The following is an 18,898-nucleotide window of genomic DNA, read 5'->3' on the forward strand; positions in this document are numbered from 1 at the left end:
CTTGCGTTTCAGACTCTTTTCTCCATGTTACTGACATGGATGTTAATAGCTATACCTACCACCATCCCACGCCGTGGGACACGCAGTTCCAGGTCGCCAGCCTTCCCGAGCTGTTGCGGCAGACGGCCTCGAAAACACCTGACGCGCCGTTTCTGCATTTCCTGGGGCGCAGTTATCGGTATCGCGATATTCTATCCGAGGCCGAGCGTTTCGCGGCGGGCCTGATGGCACGGGGTATCGCGCCGGGCGACCGGGTTGGCCTCTTCCTCCCCAATGTCCCAATCTATGCATCGGCCTATTATGGGGCGATGTTCGCGGGTGCCGTGGTGGTAAATTTCTCCCCGCTCTACACGGTGGAAGAGCTGGCCTGGCAGGTCGAGGATTCGGGAACGCGACTGCTCGTCACGCTCGACGTCCCGGAACTCCATGCAAACGCTGCCAGCGTGCTCGAAGCGTCGGGGCTCGAAACACTCGTTGTCGGTTCGCTGTCCGACATGCTGCCCTGGTACAAGGGGCTGGCACTGAAGACGCTTGGGCGCAGCAAGATCGCCACAGTGAAATATTCTCGCAGCATACTGGCGTGGAGCGATGTACTCACCGATGCCGAAGGCGCTTCCTATCCATCCATCGACGCGGCTGAAGACATCGCCTTGCTGCAATATACCGGCGGCACCACCGGGCGTCCCAAAGGTGCCATGCTGGGCCATTCCCAACTGGCGATCAATGCGCAGCAAGTCGCCGGGCTCAATCCATATGGGGATCCGGCCAGCGAGGTCTTCATGGGCGCGCTGCCGTTCTTCCATGTCTTCGCCAATACCGCGCTGCTCAACCACGCCATGGTGACCGGCGCGTCCATCGCGATGGTCCCCCGTTTCGAGACGGCGCAGGTGCTGGATACGATCGAACGATACAAAACCACCGGCTTTCCCGGCGTGCCGACCATGTTTCAGGCGCTGCTGGACCATCCGAAGCTCGCCAAGACCGACGTCTCATCCCTGAAAGTTTGTATTTCAGGCGGTGCGCCGATGCCTGCGCCCGTACACAATCGCTTCGAAGAGGTGACGGGCGTCCGTATCGTCGAGGGATATGGGCTCACCGAAAGTTCTGGGGTCGTCTCTGCAAATCCCTACGAAGGCATACGCAAGAAGGGGACGATCGGCCAGCTCGTCATGGGAACGGAGATACTCCTGCTCGACAAGGAAAACCCTGAAAAGCTGGCTCCTGCGGGTGAGCCGGGAGAACTCGCGGTCCATGGTCCCCAGATCATGCGCGGCTACTGGAACCGGCCCGACACGAACAGCGAGACTTTCGTGGAGCGCGATGGAAAGCGCTGGCTACGGACCGGCGACGTCGCCACCATGGATGAAGACGGATTTCTCGAGATCGTCGACCGGATCAAGGACATGATTGCGGTGGGGGGATTCAAGGTCTTCCCGAGCCAGGTCGAAGATGTCCTGCTCGAACACGAAGCCGTGAAGGAAGTTCTCGTGATCGGCCAACCCGATTCCTACCGCGGGGAATGTCCTTACGCCTACGTCGTTCTCCAGCCAGACGCCGATATTTCGGCTGAGGCGCTGCGCGCATGGCTCAACGCCCGTGTCGGCAAGCACGAACGGGTGGAGCGAATCGTCCTGCGTGAAGACTTGCCCAAGACCATGATCGGCAAGCTGGATCGCAAGGCCCTGCGCGCCGAAGTCGGCGTCTGAAACAGGTCTGAAACGAGAGAAGGCCGCTCCGGCACATGGCAGGAACGGCCCTCATCCTCTCAAATCGAAGATAATCAGTTCGCCAGCTGCAGCTCCGGCTTGGCTTTGCCTTCCGGGATCGGATTGCCGGCCGACGGTGCATTCTTCTTCGGATCGCGATGGGCGAAGCGGCCTTCGACCTGCGCGCCCTGTTCGATGGTCAGCGCATCGTAGAAGACGTCTCCGGTAATCTTCGCGCTCTTCAGGATCACCAGCTCACGCGCGGAAATCGAGCCTTCGACAGTGCCGGCGAGGCGGGCGCTCTCCGCCTCGACCGCGCCAATGACCTTGCTGGTCTCTCCCTGCACCAGGCTGGTGCAGGCGATATCCCCTTCGACATTACCGTCAATGTGAAGGTCTGCCGAAGCCTTGATGTTGCCGGTTATCGCAAGATCCGAACCGAGGACCGAGAAAGTAGAACTGTTTTTAGAAGCCATTGGGGCGCTGCGTCCTGGATTAGTGGGCGTTGGCGGCGAGCTCTGGGGCTCGGCGGATTTCTTCGAGAACATTGGGGGCTGTCTCCAGGAATTTACGGGGATTGACGGCGCGCCCGTTGATGCGGACCTCGAAGTGAAGGTGCGGACCTGTCGAGCGCCCGGTGCTGCCGATCGCGCCGATCGTGTTTCCGCCGGTCACAACGTCACCGACCTTCGCGTCGAAGCGCGACATATGGGCGTAACGGGTCATAAGCCCGTTGCCATGGGTGATTTCGACAGTTTTCCCGTAACCACCCTTCCAGCCGACGAAGCTGACACGACCGTTGGCAGCGGCAAAAATAGGCGTTCCGGTCTTGCCGCGGAAATCGAGGCCCTTGTGCATCGCGGCGCTGCGATTGAACGGATCGCGGCGATAGCCGAAACCGCTGGAAATCATGTCACGGCGTGCGGGGGCGAATTGGGGCACGCTTTCAAGTGCGTTCTCGAGCGCCGTCATACGTGCCATGGAAAGGCCAAGGCGTTCGAAGCGCGGATCGACGGTGCCGTTAGCATCGGTCGACAGGCCTTCCAGCGGACCACCCATTGCCTGACGTTCGGACTGGCGAATTACCGCGTCGGGATTGAGCTCAAGTTTCTTCAGCGCAGCCGCAGCACGCTGGGCACGCCAATCCGCAAAACGGGTCAGACCTTCGACAACCGCGAGCTGGCGGGCTTCGATGCGTGCGAGCTCGGCGGCCTGCGGAAAGGCCATGCTGACTTTTTCGACCGTCGCGGCGGCTTCGCCGCTCGATTCGATGATGCGAGTGTCGACCTTCATGTCGGCAGGCAGAAGTTCCGCAACGCCTTCGATGAATTCCATTCGGCGGTCGAGATCCTCGCTCACATTCTCAATGTTGTCGCCATAGGCAGCGAGTCGCTCTTCGGAAGTTGCAACCTTGGCTTCGCGGCCTAGCAGGCTGATCCGGTCGGCGCTGGCGCTGTATTGCGCCCACCCAGCGATGACCAAGGATGCTGCACATGCGAGCGCGATCAGTATCACGCTTACTGCAGTAACCTTCTGAAATCGTGAAGAAATGGTGATGAAACGAACTTGGCCTTCGGACCGCATGAAAAACTCGCGATCAGGAAACCAGCTTTCCATTCGGCTTTTCCAGCCGAGCTTAGCGTGTGAATTGTTCAAACGACCCGTCCCTTGGTCTTTTTATCCCTGACGAGGTCGGTATGGGAGAATCCTAACAAAATCGAATCCGGGTTCCCGCAGAATCCACGAGTTGAGGTCGGAATGCGATGAAGCGTTTGATTGCGCCAAATTCATTGCAAATTCCGGCGCGTGACAAGTTTCTGACCCGTTAACCTTTTGCCTCTGAATCTCAGACGGTGTCGCGCGGCTGACACGCCTTGCGCAAGCTGATAGGCCCACCCCATGAACAGCGTCGAAAATTGTCGATAGATATGGGTTCGTACACTACGCGCATTGGTCTGCTGGGGGGGAGTTTCAATCCGGCGCACGGCGGGCATCGCCAGATCTCTCTCTTCGCCCTGTCCGCGCTGGGGCTGGACGAGGTCTGGTGGCTCGTTTCTCCCGGAAATCCGCTTAAACCCAAAAGAGGCATAGCGCCGCTTCCGGCGAGAATTTCCTCGGCCGTCGAGCAGGCCCGGCGTGCCCCGATCCGGGTTACCGCGATCGAGCGGGAGTTCGGCACGCGCTATACCGTGGATACTCTCCACGCGATGCGTCGGCGATATGCCAAGCGGAGTTTTGTCTGGTTGATGGGGGCAGACAACCTTGCCCAATTCCATCTCTGGAAGGACTGGCGGGAAATAGCACGCACCATGCCGATTGCAGTCATCGGTCGGCCCGGCTATGATGCAGAAGCTATCGCAAGCCCCGCGATGGCCTGGCTCAGGCGCTACCGAGTGCCGCTCGCCAGTTTTGCCAATGGGGGCGAATGGAGCGCACCGGCGCTGGTGACATTGCGTTTCGATCCCGACCCGCGTTCGGCCACGGCCATCCGCCGTGCCGATCCTGACTGGGCTATGCGCCATGCCGGTTCTTCCCCGCGAGATCAGGTTACACACCGCCTCATACCCTCGGCGGAGGAAACGGCCACGCCATGATGCGCGTTGTCCTTTTCTCTTTTCTCCCTACCTCAAGGGCTTACACGATCAGGAGTAATATAATCGCCTATGACTCAGGCGCATACAGATCCGGCTGCATCCGGAACCGCCACGGCCAAGGCCGTCCACATGACTGAACCGACCAAAGACGAATTGCTCGACTTCGTGCTCGGGCAGCTCGACGACGACCAGGCCCAGGATGTCGTTGCGATCGATCTGGCCGGGAAAAGCTCCATTGCCGATCACATGGTGATCGCATCGGGCCGTTCGACTCGGCAGGTCGCTTCGATCGCGCAGAAACTCGCGGAAAAGCTGAAACAGAACGGATACGGTCCGGTAAAGCTCGAAGGCCTTCCGGCCGCAGACTGGGTGCTGCTCGATGCCGGCGACATCGTCGTTCACCTGTTCCGGCCCGAAGTGCGCAGTTTCTACAATCTCGAGCGCATGTGGGCATTCGGCGATGCTCCACCGGTAGCCGGCACGGCGTAACTCCCCGGCGGCGGCACCGCCGGTGGGCACTTGCGGGCCGGCGACCGTTCACGCCAGTAGGCGCGGGAGCTTGTCGGTCTTCGAATGCCGCTACCATCGAGCAGCCATACTTGGGGGCGATGCCATGCTTCTTCACGTTATTGCTCGCGGCAAAATTGCCCGGTCACCCGAGGCCGATCTGGTAGCGCGATATGAAAAGCGGCTGACATGGCCGGTGAAATTCACAGAGCTGCCGGAGAACGGCGGGCGAATTCCCGAGCCGCAGACTCCTTGCAAGAGCGTGCTACTGGACGAGCGCGGAAAAGATCTGTCCTCCGAAGAGCTTGCCGCGATACTGGAGCGCTGGCGCGACAGCGGAACGCGCGAATGCCGTTTCGTGCTGGGTGCCGCGGACGGGCATTCGTCGGACGAGAGGGAAGAGGCGGACCTGCTTCTCGCATTCGGAAAGGCAACCTGGCCACACCTCCTTGCCCGGGCGATGCTAGCCGAACAGCTTTACCGCGCAGCCACGATCATCGCCGGTCACCCCTACCATCGCAGCGGATAATCGGGCATCACGCCAGCAGGAAAGCCTGACGTCATGAACCGCGCCGCCATCCTCCTTGTAGCCCTATTCCTCGTGATTATCCTGGGGGCGCAGGGTCTTGCTCCCCTTACTGCACAGCAATCCTCATCGTCTGCACGCAACGCTGATGCACGCGAAGCCTTCGAAATCGCCCGGCTCCAGCAGCGCAATGCCCGCCTCAGAGCAGAACTGCTCGAAGCCGAGGCGCAGCGTGCCGCGAACGATTCGGAAAAGGCGATCAGCGCGGCGGCCGCACTGGCCGCGAGAGTGCAGCAGGCCGAGGCGCGTGTCGCTGCAGCCGAGGCCGAACTTTCGATGGTCGAGCGGCAGCGACGTGCGCTTTCCCGCGATCTCGCGCAGCGCCGCGAACCGCTCGCCCAACTGACTGGGGCTCTTGAGACAATGGCGCGGCGTCCCCTAGTGCTCGCTGCTTTCCAGCCGGGATCCCTGAGCGACGTCGTCCACACGCGCGCGGTCTTGGCCAGCGCCGTTCCCGTGGTCCGCCAACGTACTACCGCACTGCGGAGCGACCTCGAACGCACGCGGCAGCTCGCAGCGGATCGTCGCAGCTTTCTTGCCGACCGACGCCGCGCGGAACAGGCGCTTGTCCGGCGTCGGGCCGACATGCTCGCGCTCGCCGAAACGGAGCGCATCCTGGCCCAGCAGGCTGCAGGCGGCGCAAATCGAGAGGCCGAACTTGCAGTCGAGCTTGCTGAAGAGGCGCGCGATCTGGATGCGCTGGTCATCCGGCTCGATAAATCGGCCAGCCTGCGTCAACGCCTTGCCAAACTGGACGGTCCACTCGTTCGTCCTGCACAGCCCGCCGCCGCCCGCCTTCCTTCACCGCGAAATTCCGGCGCGGCATCAGTGGCTGGCGCTCCCGAACCATATCTCTTGCCGGTCGCGGGACGAATCACTGCCGGGTTCGGCGAGATTGCGGAAGGTGGCCGAAGCAGTGGCGTCACCATTCGTCCGCGAGCCGAGGCGCAAGTGATTGCACCCGCCGCCGGACGGGTAGGGTTCGCAGGCCAATACGAAGGTTATGGCCGCATCGTTATACTGGAGCACAAAGGTGGCTGGACCAGCATCGTCACGGGACTGGGAGATCTTGCGGTCGGCACCGGACAGCAGCTTGGCGCCGGTTCGCCGATGGGGCTGGCCCCCAGAACGAATCCCGAAATCGCGCTCGAACTCCGGCGAGAAGGAGCCGCAGTCAATCCACTCGATCAATTGCGCTGATCCCTGCACAGGAACAGATTGCTGAAAATTCGCCGCGCGCATGGCACTTTTCGGCTCATCTTTCATTCAGCCGGAATGCGCGATACACTCGCCACCGGAATCTGGAGATCCGCTTCAATGAAATTTGCCGCCCTGGCTCGCTCGGCCGCCCTTGTAACCGCTGTTGCGCTGCTTCCTGCCACGACTGCCGGTCTCGCCCGCGTCGAAGGCAATGCGGGTCCCGAATTTGCGAAACTTTTCGCTGTTTATCAAAGGGTCAAGGCGAGTTACGTCGAGCCTGTCGAGGACGACGTCCTGATAAACGGCGCCATCAGCGGCATGCTCGCCGCACTTGATCCGCACTCGGCCTATCTCGATGGGTCGGACCTTCAGCGGCTCGAAACCATGATTGACGGTAATTACTCGGGACTCGGCCTTTCGGTCGTAGGCGAAGATGGTGCCGTCAAGGTCATTTCCCCCTTCCGCGGCAGTCCGGCTGACAACGCTGGCATCAAGGCGGGAGACTATATTACCCACATTGATGGTGAACTGATTTACGGGCTCGAACTGGACGAGGCAGTAGCCAAGATGCGCGGTCAGGCGGGCACTTCGATTCAATTGACCGTATTCCGCCCGGGACGAGAAGAACCTTTCGACGTCGGTGTTACGCGCGGCGTGATTGAACTCGAGCCGGTGACCTGGGAATTGCAGGACGGCAATATCGGACACATCATGGTCAACGAATTCTCGCGCGATGTCGGTAGCGATGTGTTCGCTGCTTGGAAGGATTTGCAAAGTCAGGCCACCGGTCGCCTCAATGGTCTGGTACTCGACCTGCGCAGCAATCCCGGCGGTTCGCTCGATGAGGCGGTGGCCCTGTCCGATCTGTTCCTCACAAAGGGCCAGATCGTATCTCAGCGTGGCCGCGCTCGCGGAGAATCGATTACGTACGACGCAGAAACGGTTTTCCGCGGAGATATTGCCGAAAATCTTCCCATCGTTGTGCTGATCGATGCCGGTTCGGCCTCGGCCAGCGAAATAGTTGCTGGCGCGCTGCAGGATCACCGCCGCGCCATCGTCATGGGCGAGCGGAGCTTCGGCAAGGGCAGCGTCCAGTCGCTGTTGCCGCTCGGACGCGATGCCGCGTTGAAGCTTACCACGGCGCGCTATTTCACGCCTTCAGGCCATTCGGTTCAGGAGGGTGGAATCAAGCCTGACATCAAAGTGCCGCAGCTATCCGACCCCGATCTCGCCAGCCGTATGAAGTACACGATGCGGGAAAGCGATCTGCGCGGTCATCTGATCAATGAACTCGGCATCAAGGACGAGGATCTGGAAAACGACACGCGAACCGACCCGCGCTTCCAACTGACTGCGGAAGAGCTCGAAACGCAGGGCATCGAGGACTTCCAGTTGCATTACGCAGTCGAGACACTGCGCCGGACCAATTCGAGCGCCGTTGCCTCGCGAACGAAGTAAAGCTAGCGCCCGCAGGGTGAGAATGGAAAACAATCTAAGCCTGAGGCGGGCGCAGCGACTGGTACTGGCCATACCTGCGCTGTTGTTAGCGGGAGCCTATCTCTCGCAATACGGCTTCGATCTCTACCCCTGCGAAATGTGCTGGTGGCAGCGATATCCGCATTTTGCGGCAGTAGGATTCGCTCTTCTTTCCTTTCTCGCCGCCCCGAAACGCTTATTGATCGCGCTCGCCGCGGGGGGAATCCTTACTTCAGGACTGATCGGATTTTTTCACGCCGGGGTCGAATATGGCTGGTGGGAAGGCGTCACCTCTTGCGCGGCAATTCCGCAGACGGGGGAAGGGCAGAGCGCGCTCGACGCCATCATGAATGCGCCCGTCGTGCGCTGCGATGAAGCACCGTGGACATTGCTGGGTATCAGCTTGGCAGGCTTCAACTTTCTTATCTCGGCGGCGACAAGCCTTTTCGTTTTCAATCTACTACGCAAGGATGGTCGGCCATGATGAGAACACCGGACCATATCGCCAGAATGATTCGCGTTGATCAGGCCGGCGAATTCGGAGCAACCCGGATCTACGCGGGGCAGCTTGCCGTCATGGGTGACCGCGGACCCGATTCCGCAGAGATCGCGGGAATGGCGGAGCAGGAGGCAGGGCATCGCGCAAAATTCGATGCGCTGATGGCTCGCCGGGGTGTGCGACCGACTGCGCTCCAGCCTTTCTGGGATCGCGCCGGTTTTGCCCTAGGTGCGGCCACTGCCCTGATAGGGCCGGAAGCGGCAATGGCCTGCACTGCAGCCGTCGAGACGGAAATTGACCTGCATTATTCCGATCAGCTCGACGAGCTCGAAGCGACCAATGAGGATCCCGAACTCGCAGCAATGATTGAAGAATTCCGAGAAGACGAGCGGGAGCATCGCGATACCGCGCTTGCTGCGGGTGCCGAACGCGCTCCTGCCTATCCCGTCCTTTCAGCCCTTATCCGCTTGGGCTGCCGGGCGGCTATCAAGTTATCCGAAAGGATCTGACGGGAACGGCAGGCGTACCTCAGTCGCTTCATAAAGAGTTCACGCGCCAACGCGCCTACAGAATGACATTGCTCACAAGAGGCTCATTATGACGAAACCCCTGCTCGCTCTCGTCGCCGTCTCCGCCGCTGCTTTCGCAGTGCCGGCCCTGGCGCAGACTCCGGTCGATACCGGCGATGAAAGTTACAACATGGTCATTGTCTATGGTGAAGACGAGTGCCCTCAGGGTGATGATGGTACGATCGTTGTCTGTGCGCGTCAGGCGGAGAGCGAACGTTATCGCATTCCAGAATCCTTGCGTTTCACCGACGGGCCGCAGGCCGAGGCGTGGATGAGTCGTGTCGAACGGCTCGAGATGGTCGGTGATTTTGGCATCATGTCTTGCTCTCCCGCGGGTTCGGGGGGATTTACCGGTTGCACGCAGGAAATGATCGCCAAGGCATACGCCGACAAGGAAAACTCTTCCGACGTTCGCTTCAGCGAAGTAATTGCTGCCGCGCGTGCAGAGCGCCTTTCGACCATAGACGAGGATGCGGAACGCACCCAGGAGGAGGTCGAGATGATCGAGCGCGAATATATGGAGCGACTCGAAAACGAACGTGCCAGCACCACGCCCGACGAAGAGCCTCTGCCGCAACCCGACGCCGGTGCAGAGGTCGTCGCGGGCGACCCGGAAAGCTGATTATCTTTCCTTCGCAAGGGTTTGCGGCTAGCTCGGCAGGATGAACAGGCCTCGCGTACTTACAGTCTTCGGAACTCGCCCTGAAGCGATCAAGCTCTTTCCCTTGATTCATGCGCTGGAGAAGGACGACCGCTTCGAAAGTCGCGTTTGTGTTTCGGCCCAGCATCGTTCGATGCTCGATCAGGTTCTCCATATTGCGGATATCGTGCCGCACTACGATCTCGATCTGATGACCGCAGGTCAAACGCTAGACGATCTCACCGCAAGGGCCCTTACCGGCATTGGAAAGATCCTCGATTTGGAAAAGCCGGACTGGGTGGTGGTACAGGGCGATACGACCACCGTGATGGCCGGAGCGATCGCGGCCTACTACCGGAAAATCCCTGTCTGTCACGTCGAGGCAGGGCTACGCAGCGGGAATATCTACCAGCCGTGGCCCGAAGAGGTGAACCGCCGCGTGGTGGGCACCTTCGCTAAACTCCACTGCGCACCGACGCAGACCAGTGCGGACGCGTTGATAGGAGAGAATGTCGATCCGGCCACGGTCCATGTTACTGGCAACACCGTGATCGACGCCCTCAAATGGGTAACGGGTAAGATCAAGCAGGAACCCTCGCTTGCCTCGGGCCTGGCAGATCTTCAACAGCGGTTCGCGGGCAAGCGTATCATCGGGATAACCAGCCATCGGCGCGAGAATTTTGGCGAAGGTATGCAGAATATCGCCAATGCAGTTAAGAGAATTGCTTCGAGAGATGACGTGGCGGTGATTTTTCCGGTCCATATGAACCCTAATGTCCGCGCGATCATGATGGACCACCTCGAAGACCTCGAAAATGTCGCGCTGATCGAGCCACTCGATTATCCGCACTTTGCCCGCCTATTGGACATCAGCCATATCATGCTGACCGACAGCGGCGGTGTGCAAGAGGAGGCTCCCGCGCTGGGGAAGCCAGTGCTGGTCATGCGTGAGACTACCGAACGACCGGAAGGGGTGGACGCAGGGACAGCAAAGCTCGTCGGCACCGATGCCGAGACGATCGTCCGCGAGGTTGAAAAGCTGCTTGACGACGGTGAAGCCTATTCCGCCATGGCCCGCGCGCACAATCCTTTCGGCGACGGGAAGTCAGCGCAGCGCATCTGCGATCTGCTCGCCCGCTCCTGAACAGGCACCTACTGCCCCGGGTAGCGTTCGAATTCCGGCAAATTGCCGAGATCAGCCATGTAGCCGAGCCGTTCGGCCGTCTGGATTTGCGCCCCGGGAGCGTGATTCTGTGCATCGTCGAGCGTGGCTGACTGTATGTCGACAATGCCCGGTAACCTGACTTCGTTGATGAAGTAGATGCCCGTTCCGCAGGTTCCGCAAAAATGCCGTCAAGATGCTCCGGAGGAATTGTAGGGAGTGGCTTTGCCGCTCGTAATCCGGAAGCTGTCCGAAGCGAACGCCATCCACGCCGTGGCGGGTGCACCCGAAGAAGCACGGCAGTCCGCACAGTGGCATAGCGCGTGATGCGCTGCCTCGCCTTCGACTTCGTAACTGACTGCGCCGCATTGGCATCCACCGGTCAACATATCGCTTCTCCACCTGCCGAAGACCAGAACATATTATGAACATGCGAGTCGAGCAAGCGGTGAGGTTCAGAGATTGTGATATTCGCGGTACCACTTGACGAACCGCGGAATGCCTTGCTCGATGGCGGTTGTCGGCTGGTAGCCGATGTCACGCTGGATGGCATCGATATCGGCATAGGTCTTCTCCACGTCGCCCGGCTGCATGGGAAGGAATTCCACTTCGGCCTTCCTTCCGCATGCTTCCTCGATCAGCTCGATGACGCGGGTCAGCTTCTCGCTGCGGTGGTTGCCGATGTTGTAGAGCGCATGCGGTTTCACGCTGCCACCCGCTTTTTGCGCCCCGTCATCGGCGGGAGGGCTGTCGAGGCAGGCGATCACGCCGCTCACGATGTCGTCTATGAAGGTGAAATCGCGCCACATCTCGCCGTGATTGAACACCTTGATCGGCCGGCCGTTCAGGATCGCATCGGTGAAGAGCCATAGGGCCATGTCGGGGCGTCCCCAAGGGCCGTAGACGGTGAAGAACCTGAGGCCGGTCAGCGGTACGCGATAGAGATGCGCGTAAGTTTCGCTCATCAATTCGTCTGCGCGCTTCGTCGCCGCATAGAGCGAGACCGGATGGTCTGCCCGGTCCTCGACAGCGAAAGGCAGTTTGTCGTTCCCGCCATAGACCGAGGAGGAGCTGGCATAAACTATATGCGCCACGCCGCGATGCCGCGCGACCTCGAGCAGGTTCACATGCCCCATCAGGTTGGCCTCGACATAGGCGCGCGGGTTTTCGAGGCTGTAGCGCACACCTGCCTGCGCGCCGAGGTGGACGATCCTGTCGAAGTGTTCGCTCTCGAGCGCAGCGGTCAGCGCTTCCCAATCCGAAAAATCGACTTGCTGGAAAGAAAACCTCTCGCCTGCCTGCTCGCGCATATGCGCGACACGGTCCTGCTTCAACGAGACTTGATAATAATCGTTGAGGCTGTCGATCCCCAGCACCGTATCGCCGCGCGCACAAAGCCGCTCGGCGACCGCGGCGCCGATGAAGCCCGCCGCGCCGGTGACGAGGACGCGCACCTTAGCCCTTGTCGAGCGCGATGTCGGGCGCGTCTTCCTGCTTCATGCCGACGATGTGATAGCCCGCATCCACATGATGCGTCTCGCCCGTCACGCCGCCGGAAAGGTTCGAGAGGAAATAGAGGCCCGAGCCGCCGACATCCTCGATCGTCACGGTCCGGCGTAGGGGCGAGTTGAGCTCGTTCCACTTGAGGATATAGCGGAAGTCGCCGATCCCGCTCGCCGCGAGCGTCTTGATCGGTCCGGCGCTGATCGCGTTGACGCGGATGTTCTCTGGCCCAAGATCGTTGGCGAGGTATTTCACGCTCGCTTCCAGCGCCGCCTTCGCCACGCCCATCACATTGTAATGCGGGATGACCTTTTCCGCGCCATAATAGGTTAACGTGAGGATGCTGCCGCCATTCGGCATCATTTCACGCGCGCGCTTGGCCACCGCTACCAGCGAATAGGCCGAAATATTCATCGTCATAAGGAAGTTGTCGAGGCTGGTATCGACATATTTGCCGCGCAGCTCGCTTTTGTCGGAAAAACCGATGGCGTGAACGACGAAGTCGATCGTGTCCCATCTTTGCTTCAGGGTAGCGAAAGCGCGGTTGAGCGCGTCCATATCGGAAACGTCGCATTCGAAGGTGAAATCGCTGCCCAATTGCTCGGCCAGCGGCCCGACGCGCTTCTTGAGCGCCTCACCCTGATAGGAGAATGCCATTTCCGCACCATGTTCGGCCAGCTGCTTGGCAATGCCCCACGCCAGCGACTTGTCGTTGGCGAGACCCATGATGAGACCACGCTTGCCCTTCATCAGACCGGTCATTCGTCGTTTCCTTCCTGCTCTTTTTGTATTTCCCGCGTGAGCTGCGCCCGGCGCCGGTTGTCCTCCTGCCCGACCAGGTTCAGTTCCTCTTCGGGTGTTTCGGCAAGCGCGGCATTCAGTTCCGCGCCGATAACCACACCTAAGCCGACAAGCCAGAAAAAGAACAGCGCAACCATCACTCCCGCCAGTCCGCCATAGGTCAGATCATAAGCAAAAAAACTGGTCAGCACTGCCGGCATGATTGTGGTCACGGCGATCCACCAAAGCGTCGTCAGCAGGACCCCTGGCCATTTGGGATAGCGCCGCTGGCGATAGTTGGAGGGAGTGAGGGTGTAAAAGATGAGGTAGAGCGAACCGAAGAGGCCCAAGGCGGGAACGATGCGCGAAAGCTGTAATTCGAGGACGCGGTCCACCAGATCCGGAAAATAGGCCTCTATAATTTCCTGCGCGGCGCCGATCATGAATTGAGCCATCAGGCTGAGCATGAGCAGCAGCACGGCGCCGAGAATCACACCGGTCGAGAACAGGCGGTATTTCCAGAATGCCTTGGTCGCCTCGGTTCCGTAGGCACGGCGGAGGATATCACGAATGGTTTCGACCAAGCTCCCCACGGTCCACAATGCGACGAATGCACCAGCCCAGAGCAGCCACCCACTACGCGCCTGGATCACATCGCGCGCGACGGGCTCGATGACATTGCCGACGACAGGAGGGAGAGCAAAAAGCACCGCGTTGATCATTGCTGCGCGTTCGCTTTCCTCGCCGACTGCGGAAAAAACCGCCGCGCCGAGAATAAAGAAGGGGAAGATCGACAGCATCGCCAGATAGGCGAGATTGCCAGCATGGATGAACCCGTCGTTGTAGGTGCCGACCAGTGTCCGCTTGGCCACTTCCCAGGCGCGCGTCCCTGGCCCAACCTTGTCCTCGATGCGGCCGCGCAGGTTCTGGGCCTGCTTTCGCCTTGCCTCGGGTGACAGCGAAAGGACTTCGCGTTCCTTGGCGGGGGGAAGATGGGCTTCTGACAGGTTACACCTGGAGCTTGCTGCGGGGGTCGCTCTCGTCCTTCCAGCCGTCGAGCCGCGTGGCGAGTTCGCCAAGGTCGTCGGGCAACTGGATTTCCAGCGTTACCAGCTGGTCCCCCCGGCTGCCATCCTTCTTGCTGAAACCCTTTCCCTTCAGGCGCAGCACCGTGCCGCCGTTGGTGCCTGTCTTGATGGTCATCATCACCGGTCCATCGACTGTGGGAACGCGAACCTTGCCCCCGTTCACCGCCTCGTCGAGCGTGATCGGAAGGTCGAAGCGCACCGCGTCGCCATCGCGTTTGAACAGATTGTGCTTGTCGACCTTGATCGTCACCAGCCCGTCGCCAGCGCCTCCGGGACCTTGCCGACCCTTGCCCTTGAGCCGCATCTGCGTCCCGTCTTCGAGGCCCTTGGGCAGCTTCAGGTCGATCGTCTTTCCGTCGGCCAGGGTGATGCGCTGATCCTTGAGAGTTGCGGCATCAATGAAGGGAACGCGCAGCGTATATCCGATATCCGCCCCCTTCTGCGGAGGCGGGGCGTGCCTGCCACCAAAGGGATCACCGCCCGGGCGTGCGGCGCCGCGTGCTCGGCCACCGCCGAAAAGCCCTTCGAAGATGTCGCCAAGGTCCACCTGCTCGTTGCCGAATCCTTGGAAATCCTCGGCGCGAAAGCCCCGCTGACCGCCGGCACCGCCATTGAAACCTCCGCGACCGCCGCCGCCCATTCCGGCAAAAGGATTGGCGGGATTGCCTTCCATATCGATTTCGCCGCGGTCGAACTGGGCGCGCTTGTCCTTGTCGGACAGCAGGTCGTACGCCTTGGTTATGTCGGAAAAGCGTTCCGAAGCGTTGGGATTGTCCTTGTTGCGATCGGGATGCAGCTCCTTCGCCAGCTTGCGATAGGCGCTCTTGATGTCCTTTTCGTTCGCGCTACGGGTGACGCCGAGAGTGGAATAGGGGTCTGCCATAGTGTGTTAGCTAGTTGCGACGCTTCCCGCGCGCAAGCAGAGAGCCTTTCCTCCAATTGCCAGCAGAGTTAGAGACGCCGACCATGCCTAAGCGCAACTCGCCGAAATCCACCGAAGTTCCTGCTCTGGCGGATGAGAATGGCGCTGCGGTATTTTTCTATCCGGATCGTGCTCCGCGCGTTCTGCCTGACAGGAGCGCGCAATGAACGAAGCCGATAGTGCCATTCCGGTCACCGATCCCTTCACCCTGTTCGAGGCCTGGTTCGCCGAAGCCAAGGAGGCCGAGCCGAACGATCCCAACGCGATGGCACTGGCGACTGCGACGTCCCGCGGACAGCCGTCGGTACGCATGGTCCTCCTCAAGGGTCATGGCAGCCAGTGGGGGAAAGGCGGAGGTTTCGTGTTCTATACCAATGCCGAAAGCCGGAAGGGCAAGGAAATTCGCGCCAATCTGCAGGCTTCTTTGCTGTTTCACTGGAAATCCCTGCGCCGCCAGATCCGGATCGAGGGCTCGCTCGAGGAAGTGAGCGGCCAGCAGGCCGACAGTTATTTCCATTCCAGGCCGCGGGTTTCGCAGATCGGTTCGGCGGCCAGCGACCAGTCGCGCGCCCTTGCGGACCGCCAGCACTATCTCGACAGGGTAACGGCATTGGAGGAACGCTATCCCGAAGGCGATATACCGCGTCCGCCGCACTGGACCGGGTTCCTGCTGACCCCGCACACGATCGAATTCTGGCAGGATCGCGATTTCCGTCTGCATGACCGCAGGCAGTTTACCCGCGAGGGTCCGGGGGAGGCGTGGTCGAACACGCTGCTGTACCCGTGAGCGACAACCGCGCTCGCCTCGCCCGCTCAGCCGCACTCGCTTCGATCACGGTCGCGGTCATCCTCGTCGCCTTGAAGAGCTGGGCGAGTTGGCGCACCGGCTCGACCGCGATGCTTGGCAGCCTTGCCGATTCCGCGCTCGACCTTGTTGCGAGCATCGCCACGCTTACGGGGGTGTGGATCGCCTCCATGCCGGCAGACGAAGATCACCGGTTCGGTCACGGCAAGGCGGAAGCGCTGGCGGCGATTTTCCAGGTCATGCTCATTACCCTGTCCGCCTTCGGCATAGCGGCACGCGCGATCAGCCAATTGGTCGATGGCGGACAAACGTCCGCTGCGGGCGAGGGGATAGCGGTCTCGGTCGTCGCCATCGTTCTCACCTTTGCGTTGCTCGGATGGCAGCGGCATGTGATGCGCCGGACACGCAGCCTCGCGATCCAGACCGATCACCTTCACTACAAGTCGGACCTCTTGCTAAACGTCGCGGTCATCGCCGCACTCATGCTCGATCAGTATGCCGGTTTCGGTCTCGCAGACCCGCTGTTCGGGCTCGCTATCGCCGCATGGCTCGGCTGGGGCGCTTTCCATGCGGCAGGCGAAGCGGTCGACGATCTGATGGACCGCGAATGGCCCGAGGAAAAGCGGCTGGCCTTCGTCGAAGCGGCGGCCGAGCATCCGGAACTGTCCAATCTTCACGACCTGCGCACCCGTACCAGCGGCAATCGCGATTTCGTCCAGTTCCATGTCGACCTGCCCGGCAATATGACGGTCGAGCAGGCGCATGATATCATCGAACGCGTCGAGAACGATTTGTGCCGCCGTTTTCCGGCCATGGAGCTGTTGATCCACATCGATCCCAAGGGCCATGTGGACGAACCCGATAACCCGCTCGTCGAAGAAAACGAGTTCGCGAAGCTGGACCCGGAGAAGTGATGAAACTGCCCTATACCCATGTCGATGCTTTCGCCCCGCGGCCCTTCACGGGCAACCAGGCAGCAGTGATGCCGCTCGAGGCGTGGCTCGACGATGATGTCCTTCTGGCCATCGCCGAGGAGAACAATTTTGCTGAGACTGCCTTCGTCGTGCAGGACAATTCGGGCGAAACCGATTGGGAACTGCGCTGGTTCACGCCGACCGAGGAAGTGCGCTTGTGCGGTCATGCGACGCTGGCGAGTGGGCATGTCCTGCTGCAGCGCGACGGGGGTGAACACGTCACCTTCCGGACCCGCAAGGCCGGCAACCTCGAGGTGCGCAGAATGGAGGAGGGTTACGAACTCGCGCTTCCGCTCATTCCTACCAGCAAGGGCGACTGGGACGAGGCTACGGAGCTGCTGGGTTCCAGACCCCGGGAAGTCTGGCTCAATCCTGACGGATACGGGATCTATCTGTATGGAAGCGAAGAGGAAGTGCGCGCGCTCGACCCGGATTTGCGCGGGCTGCGAGCGCTTGGGAACGACCAGTTCATTTGCACCGCGCCGGGCGGTGATACCGATGTGGTCAGCCGGGTCTTCGTCCCGGGCGGCGGCGTGGATGAGGATAGCTTCACCGGGTCGGCCCACGCCTGCCTCACCCATTTCTGGACCGAGCGGCTGGGGCGCGAAAGCTTCAGCGCCTATCAGGCATCAAAGCGGGGCGGCCATGCCCGGTGCCGCCGCGATGGCGACAAGGCGGTTCTGGGCGGAAATTGCGTGACCGTGGTGGAAGGAAGTTTCTACCTGCCTTCGGCTGGATAGAGCTCCACGATATCGGCCAGTTGCTGCAGCATTGCTTCGCGCTCCGGGGCATTTGAATGGCCGAGACGCACGACGGTCAGCCCCTGTTCGGGCGACACGAACACATACTGGCCCATATGCCCGATCATGGAGAAGGCCGAATGCGGTGCACGATCGGGGAACAGTGGATGTTCTTCCTCTCCCGTGGGCCGGTTGAGCCAGGTCTGGAGCCCGTATTGCGGTGATCTGGGGCTGGGTCTCACCATTTCGGCAATCCAGCTGCGCGGGACGAGCTGTTCGCCCCGGTGCGAGCCCTTGCGGCGCATCAGTTCGCCCAGTTTCGCCCAGTCGCGCGCACTCGCATGCATCAGGCTTCCGCCGATCAGCGTGCCTGCCCGGTCGAATTCGGGGACCATGGAAGTGGCACCGAGCGGTTCGAACAGCCGCGCGGAGAGATAATCGCTCACTGCACGCCGCCGCGCCTCGGGATGTTCGGCATCGGACAGTACGCGCGCGGCGATGCCGGCGAGGATCACGGTAGTGTTGGAAGAATATTCGAACTTTTCTCCCGGTTCGGCCTCGGGCGGCTGGGCAGTGGCATAATCCGCCATATCGTCCCGCCCGTCGAGAAAGAGCATGCGCACTTCGCTGCTTTCGTAAGGCGGGCTGCCCGCCTCGGTATGCTCCAGCCCGCTGCGCATCTGCAGCAAATGGCGCAGGGTAATGTCCGCCCGGGGGTCCCCGCTGCGCTGCCAGCGGGGGACGGGTGCGGGCTGGTCCAGCCGGAGCAAACCGTCGCCGACGAGTTGGCCGATCATCAGGGCAGTTACCGTCTTGGCCATCGACCAGCTGACGAAGCGCGTGTTCTCGTCATAGTCTTCACCGTACCGCTCGGCTGCGATGGCGCCATCGTGCATCACGATCAGCGCGCGCGTTTCGCCAAGGCCTTCCATCCTGAAAAGATCGTCGACTTCGCGCGCCAGCGCTTTTGTCGGGGCGCCCGGATTCTCGGTCACGGCAGCGAGCGCTTCCTCGCTCAGTGGCGGCTCTTCTGCAGGGCCGGGCGAACCGCATGCCGCAAGGCTTGTAGTGGCAAGGACAAGGGCGATAAGGGAAGCGGGCCGCGGGAACATGCCCGCGTCACTCGCATGAGGAAATAACGCGCGCA

General features: G+C 60.9%; 21 protein-coding genes. 13 read left to right on the forward strand and 8 right to left on the reverse strand.

Translation table 11 applies throughout. From position 1 onward, the window contains the following. Positions 1-35 precede the first annotated feature (35 nt). Positions 36-1,706: a long-chain-fatty-acid--CoA ligase gene (locus GRI69_RS07200; protein WP_160727595.1), complete on the forward strand. Its 1,671-nt coding sequence runs from the start codon at positions 36-38 to the stop codon at positions 1,704-1,706. A gap of 74 nt (positions 1,707-1,780) precedes the next feature. On the opposite strand, the gene GRI69_RS07205 is transcribed toward GRI69_RS07200, so the two are convergent. Together GRI69_RS07205 and GRI69_RS07210 are read right to left on the reverse strand one after the other, a co-directional pair. Beyond that, on the reverse strand, positions 1,781-2,182 hold the full coding sequence (locus tag GRI69_RS07205; RefSeq protein ID WP_160727596.1) for a bactofilin family protein: 402 nt from the start codon (positions 2,180-2,182) through the stop codon (positions 1,781-1,783). Positions 2,183-2,201: 19 nt separating this feature from the next. Then, entirely contained in the window at positions 2,202-3,323 is a 1,122-nt protein-coding gene (locus GRI69_RS07210; RefSeq protein ID WP_202391903.1) for a M23 family metallopeptidase, read from the reverse strand. Between the two features lie 311 nt (positions 3,324-3,634). On the opposite strand from GRI69_RS07210, the gene GRI69_RS07215 reads away from it, so the two are divergent. The 9 genes from GRI69_RS07215 to wecB all read left to right on the forward strand — a co-directional run bounded on the left by GRI69_RS07215 (position 3,635) and on the right by wecB (position 10,921). Then, positions 3,635-4,300: a nicotinate-nucleotide adenylyltransferase gene (locus GRI69_RS07215; protein ID WP_160727598.1), complete on the forward strand. Its 666-nt coding sequence runs from the start codon at positions 3,635-3,637 to the stop codon at positions 4,298-4,300. A 129-nt stretch (positions 4,301-4,429) separates the two neighbouring features. Beyond that, positions 4,430-4,789 carry a ribosome silencing factor gene (gene rsfS, locus GRI69_RS07220; protein ID WP_237452995.1) on the forward strand — a complete coding sequence of 120 codons (360 nt, stop codon included), beginning with the start codon at positions 4,430-4,432 and terminating at the stop codon, positions 4,787-4,789. Positions 4,790-4,913: 124 nt separating this feature from the next. Beyond that, the gene (locus tag GRI69_RS07225; protein WP_160727600.1) at positions 4,914-5,336 is read left to right on the forward strand and encodes a 23S rRNA (pseudouridine(1915)-N(3))-methyltransferase RlmH; all 423 of its coding nucleotides are present in this window, start codon (positions 4,914-4,916) and stop codon (positions 5,334-5,336) included. A 33-nt stretch (positions 5,337-5,369) separates the two neighbouring features. Continuing rightward, positions 5,370-6,593 (forward strand): murein hydrolase activator EnvC family protein, encoded by a 1,224-nt coding sequence (locus GRI69_RS07230; RefSeq protein WP_160727601.1) that lies wholly within the window; start codon positions 5,370-5,372, stop codon positions 6,591-6,593. Positions 6,594-6,710: 117 nt separating this feature from the next. After that, positions 6,711-8,051 carry a S41 family peptidase gene (locus GRI69_RS07235; protein ID WP_160727602.1) on the forward strand — a complete coding sequence of 447 codons (1,341 nt, stop codon included), beginning with the start codon at positions 6,711-6,713 and terminating at the stop codon, positions 8,049-8,051. Positions 8,052-8,073: 22 nt separating this feature from the next. Continuing rightward, positions 8,074-8,553: a disulfide bond formation protein B gene (locus tag GRI69_RS07240; RefSeq protein WP_160727603.1), complete on the forward strand. Its 480-nt coding sequence runs from the start codon at positions 8,074-8,076 to the stop codon at positions 8,551-8,553. Beyond that, positions 8,553-9,077, forward strand: coding sequence for a demethoxyubiquinone hydroxylase family protein (locus GRI69_RS07245; RefSeq protein WP_160727853.1), 525 nt, complete (start codon positions 8,553-8,555; stop codon positions 9,075-9,077). Before GRI69_RS07240 ends, GRI69_RS07245 begins: the two co-directional genes overlap by 1 nt. 88 nt (positions 9,078-9,165) lie before the next feature. Continuing rightward, on the forward strand, positions 9,166-9,759 hold the full coding sequence (locus GRI69_RS07250) for a hypothetical protein (RefSeq protein WP_160727604.1): 594 nt from the start codon (positions 9,166-9,168) through the stop codon (positions 9,757-9,759). Positions 9,760-9,799: 40 nt separating this feature from the next. Then, on the forward strand, positions 9,800-10,921 hold the full coding sequence (gene wecB, locus GRI69_RS07255; RefSeq protein ID WP_160727605.1) for a non-hydrolyzing UDP-N-acetylglucosamine 2-epimerase: 1,122 nt from the start codon (positions 9,800-9,802) through the stop codon (positions 10,919-10,921). Positions 10,922-11,130: 209 nt separating this feature from the next. Here the strand turns inward: wecB and GRI69_RS16405 are convergent, their stop codons facing one another. The 5 genes from GRI69_RS16405 to GRI69_RS07280 form a co-directional block, all read right to left on the reverse strand. Further along, positions 11,131-11,328, reverse strand: coding sequence for a GFA family protein (locus GRI69_RS16405; RefSeq protein ID WP_419957064.1), 198 nt, complete (start codon positions 11,326-11,328; stop codon positions 11,131-11,133). A gap of 66 nt (positions 11,329-11,394) precedes the next feature. After that, positions 11,395-12,393 (reverse strand): SDR family NAD(P)-dependent oxidoreductase, encoded by a 999-nt coding sequence (locus GRI69_RS07265; RefSeq protein WP_160727606.1) that lies wholly within the window; start codon positions 12,391-12,393, stop codon positions 11,395-11,397. Between the two features lies 1 nt (position 12,394). Continuing rightward, complete coding sequence (gene fabI / locus GRI69_RS07270; RefSeq protein WP_160727607.1) at positions 12,395-13,204, reverse strand: enoyl-ACP reductase FabI; 810 nt, start codon at positions 13,202-13,204, stop codon at positions 12,395-12,397. Then, on the reverse strand, positions 13,201-14,094 hold the full coding sequence (locus tag GRI69_RS07275) for a YhjD/YihY/BrkB family envelope integrity protein (RefSeq protein ID WP_160727854.1): 894 nt from the start codon (positions 14,092-14,094) through the stop codon (positions 13,201-13,203). Before GRI69_RS07275 ends, fabI begins: the two co-directional genes overlap by 4 nt. 136 nt (positions 14,095-14,230) lie before the next feature. Next, positions 14,231-15,193, reverse strand: a complete 963-nt coding sequence (locus GRI69_RS07280; protein WP_160727608.1) for a DnaJ C-terminal domain-containing protein — start codon at positions 15,191-15,193, stop codon at positions 14,231-14,233. Between the two features lie 202 nt (positions 15,194-15,395). Between GRI69_RS07280 and pdxH the strand changes: the two genes are divergently transcribed. The 3 genes from pdxH to GRI69_RS07295 are packed head-to-tail and all read left to right on the forward strand — an operon-like array spanning position 15,396 to position 17,751. Then, the gene (pdxH, locus tag GRI69_RS07285; protein WP_160727609.1) at positions 15,396-16,019 is read left to right on the forward strand and encodes a pyridoxamine 5'-phosphate oxidase; all 624 of its coding nucleotides are present in this window, start codon (positions 15,396-15,398) and stop codon (positions 16,017-16,019) included. Further along, positions 16,016-16,951, forward strand: coding sequence for a cation diffusion facilitator family transporter (locus GRI69_RS07290; protein WP_160727610.1), 936 nt, complete (start codon positions 16,016-16,018; stop codon positions 16,949-16,951). Before pdxH ends, GRI69_RS07290 begins: the two co-directional genes overlap by 4 nt. Next, entirely contained in the window at positions 16,951-17,751 is an 801-nt protein-coding gene (locus tag GRI69_RS07295) for a PhzF family phenazine biosynthesis protein (RefSeq protein ID WP_160727611.1), read from the forward strand. The genes GRI69_RS07290 and GRI69_RS07295 overlap by 1 nt, the downstream gene beginning before the upstream one ends. On the opposite strand, the gene GRI69_RS07300 is transcribed toward GRI69_RS07295, so the two are convergent. After that, on the reverse strand, positions 17,730-18,863 hold the full coding sequence (locus GRI69_RS07300) for a serine hydrolase domain-containing protein (RefSeq protein WP_160727612.1): 1,134 nt from the start codon (positions 18,861-18,863) through the stop codon (positions 17,730-17,732). The two genes, GRI69_RS07295 and GRI69_RS07300, sit on opposite strands and share 22 nt — an antisense overlap. Between the last annotated feature and the right edge of the window lie 35 nt (positions 18,864-18,898).

It is taken from the genome of Qipengyuania vulgaris (assembly GCF_009827325.1).
Classification (GTDB): Bacteria; Pseudomonadota; Alphaproteobacteria; order Sphingomonadales; family Sphingomonadaceae; genus Qipengyuania; species Qipengyuania vulgaris.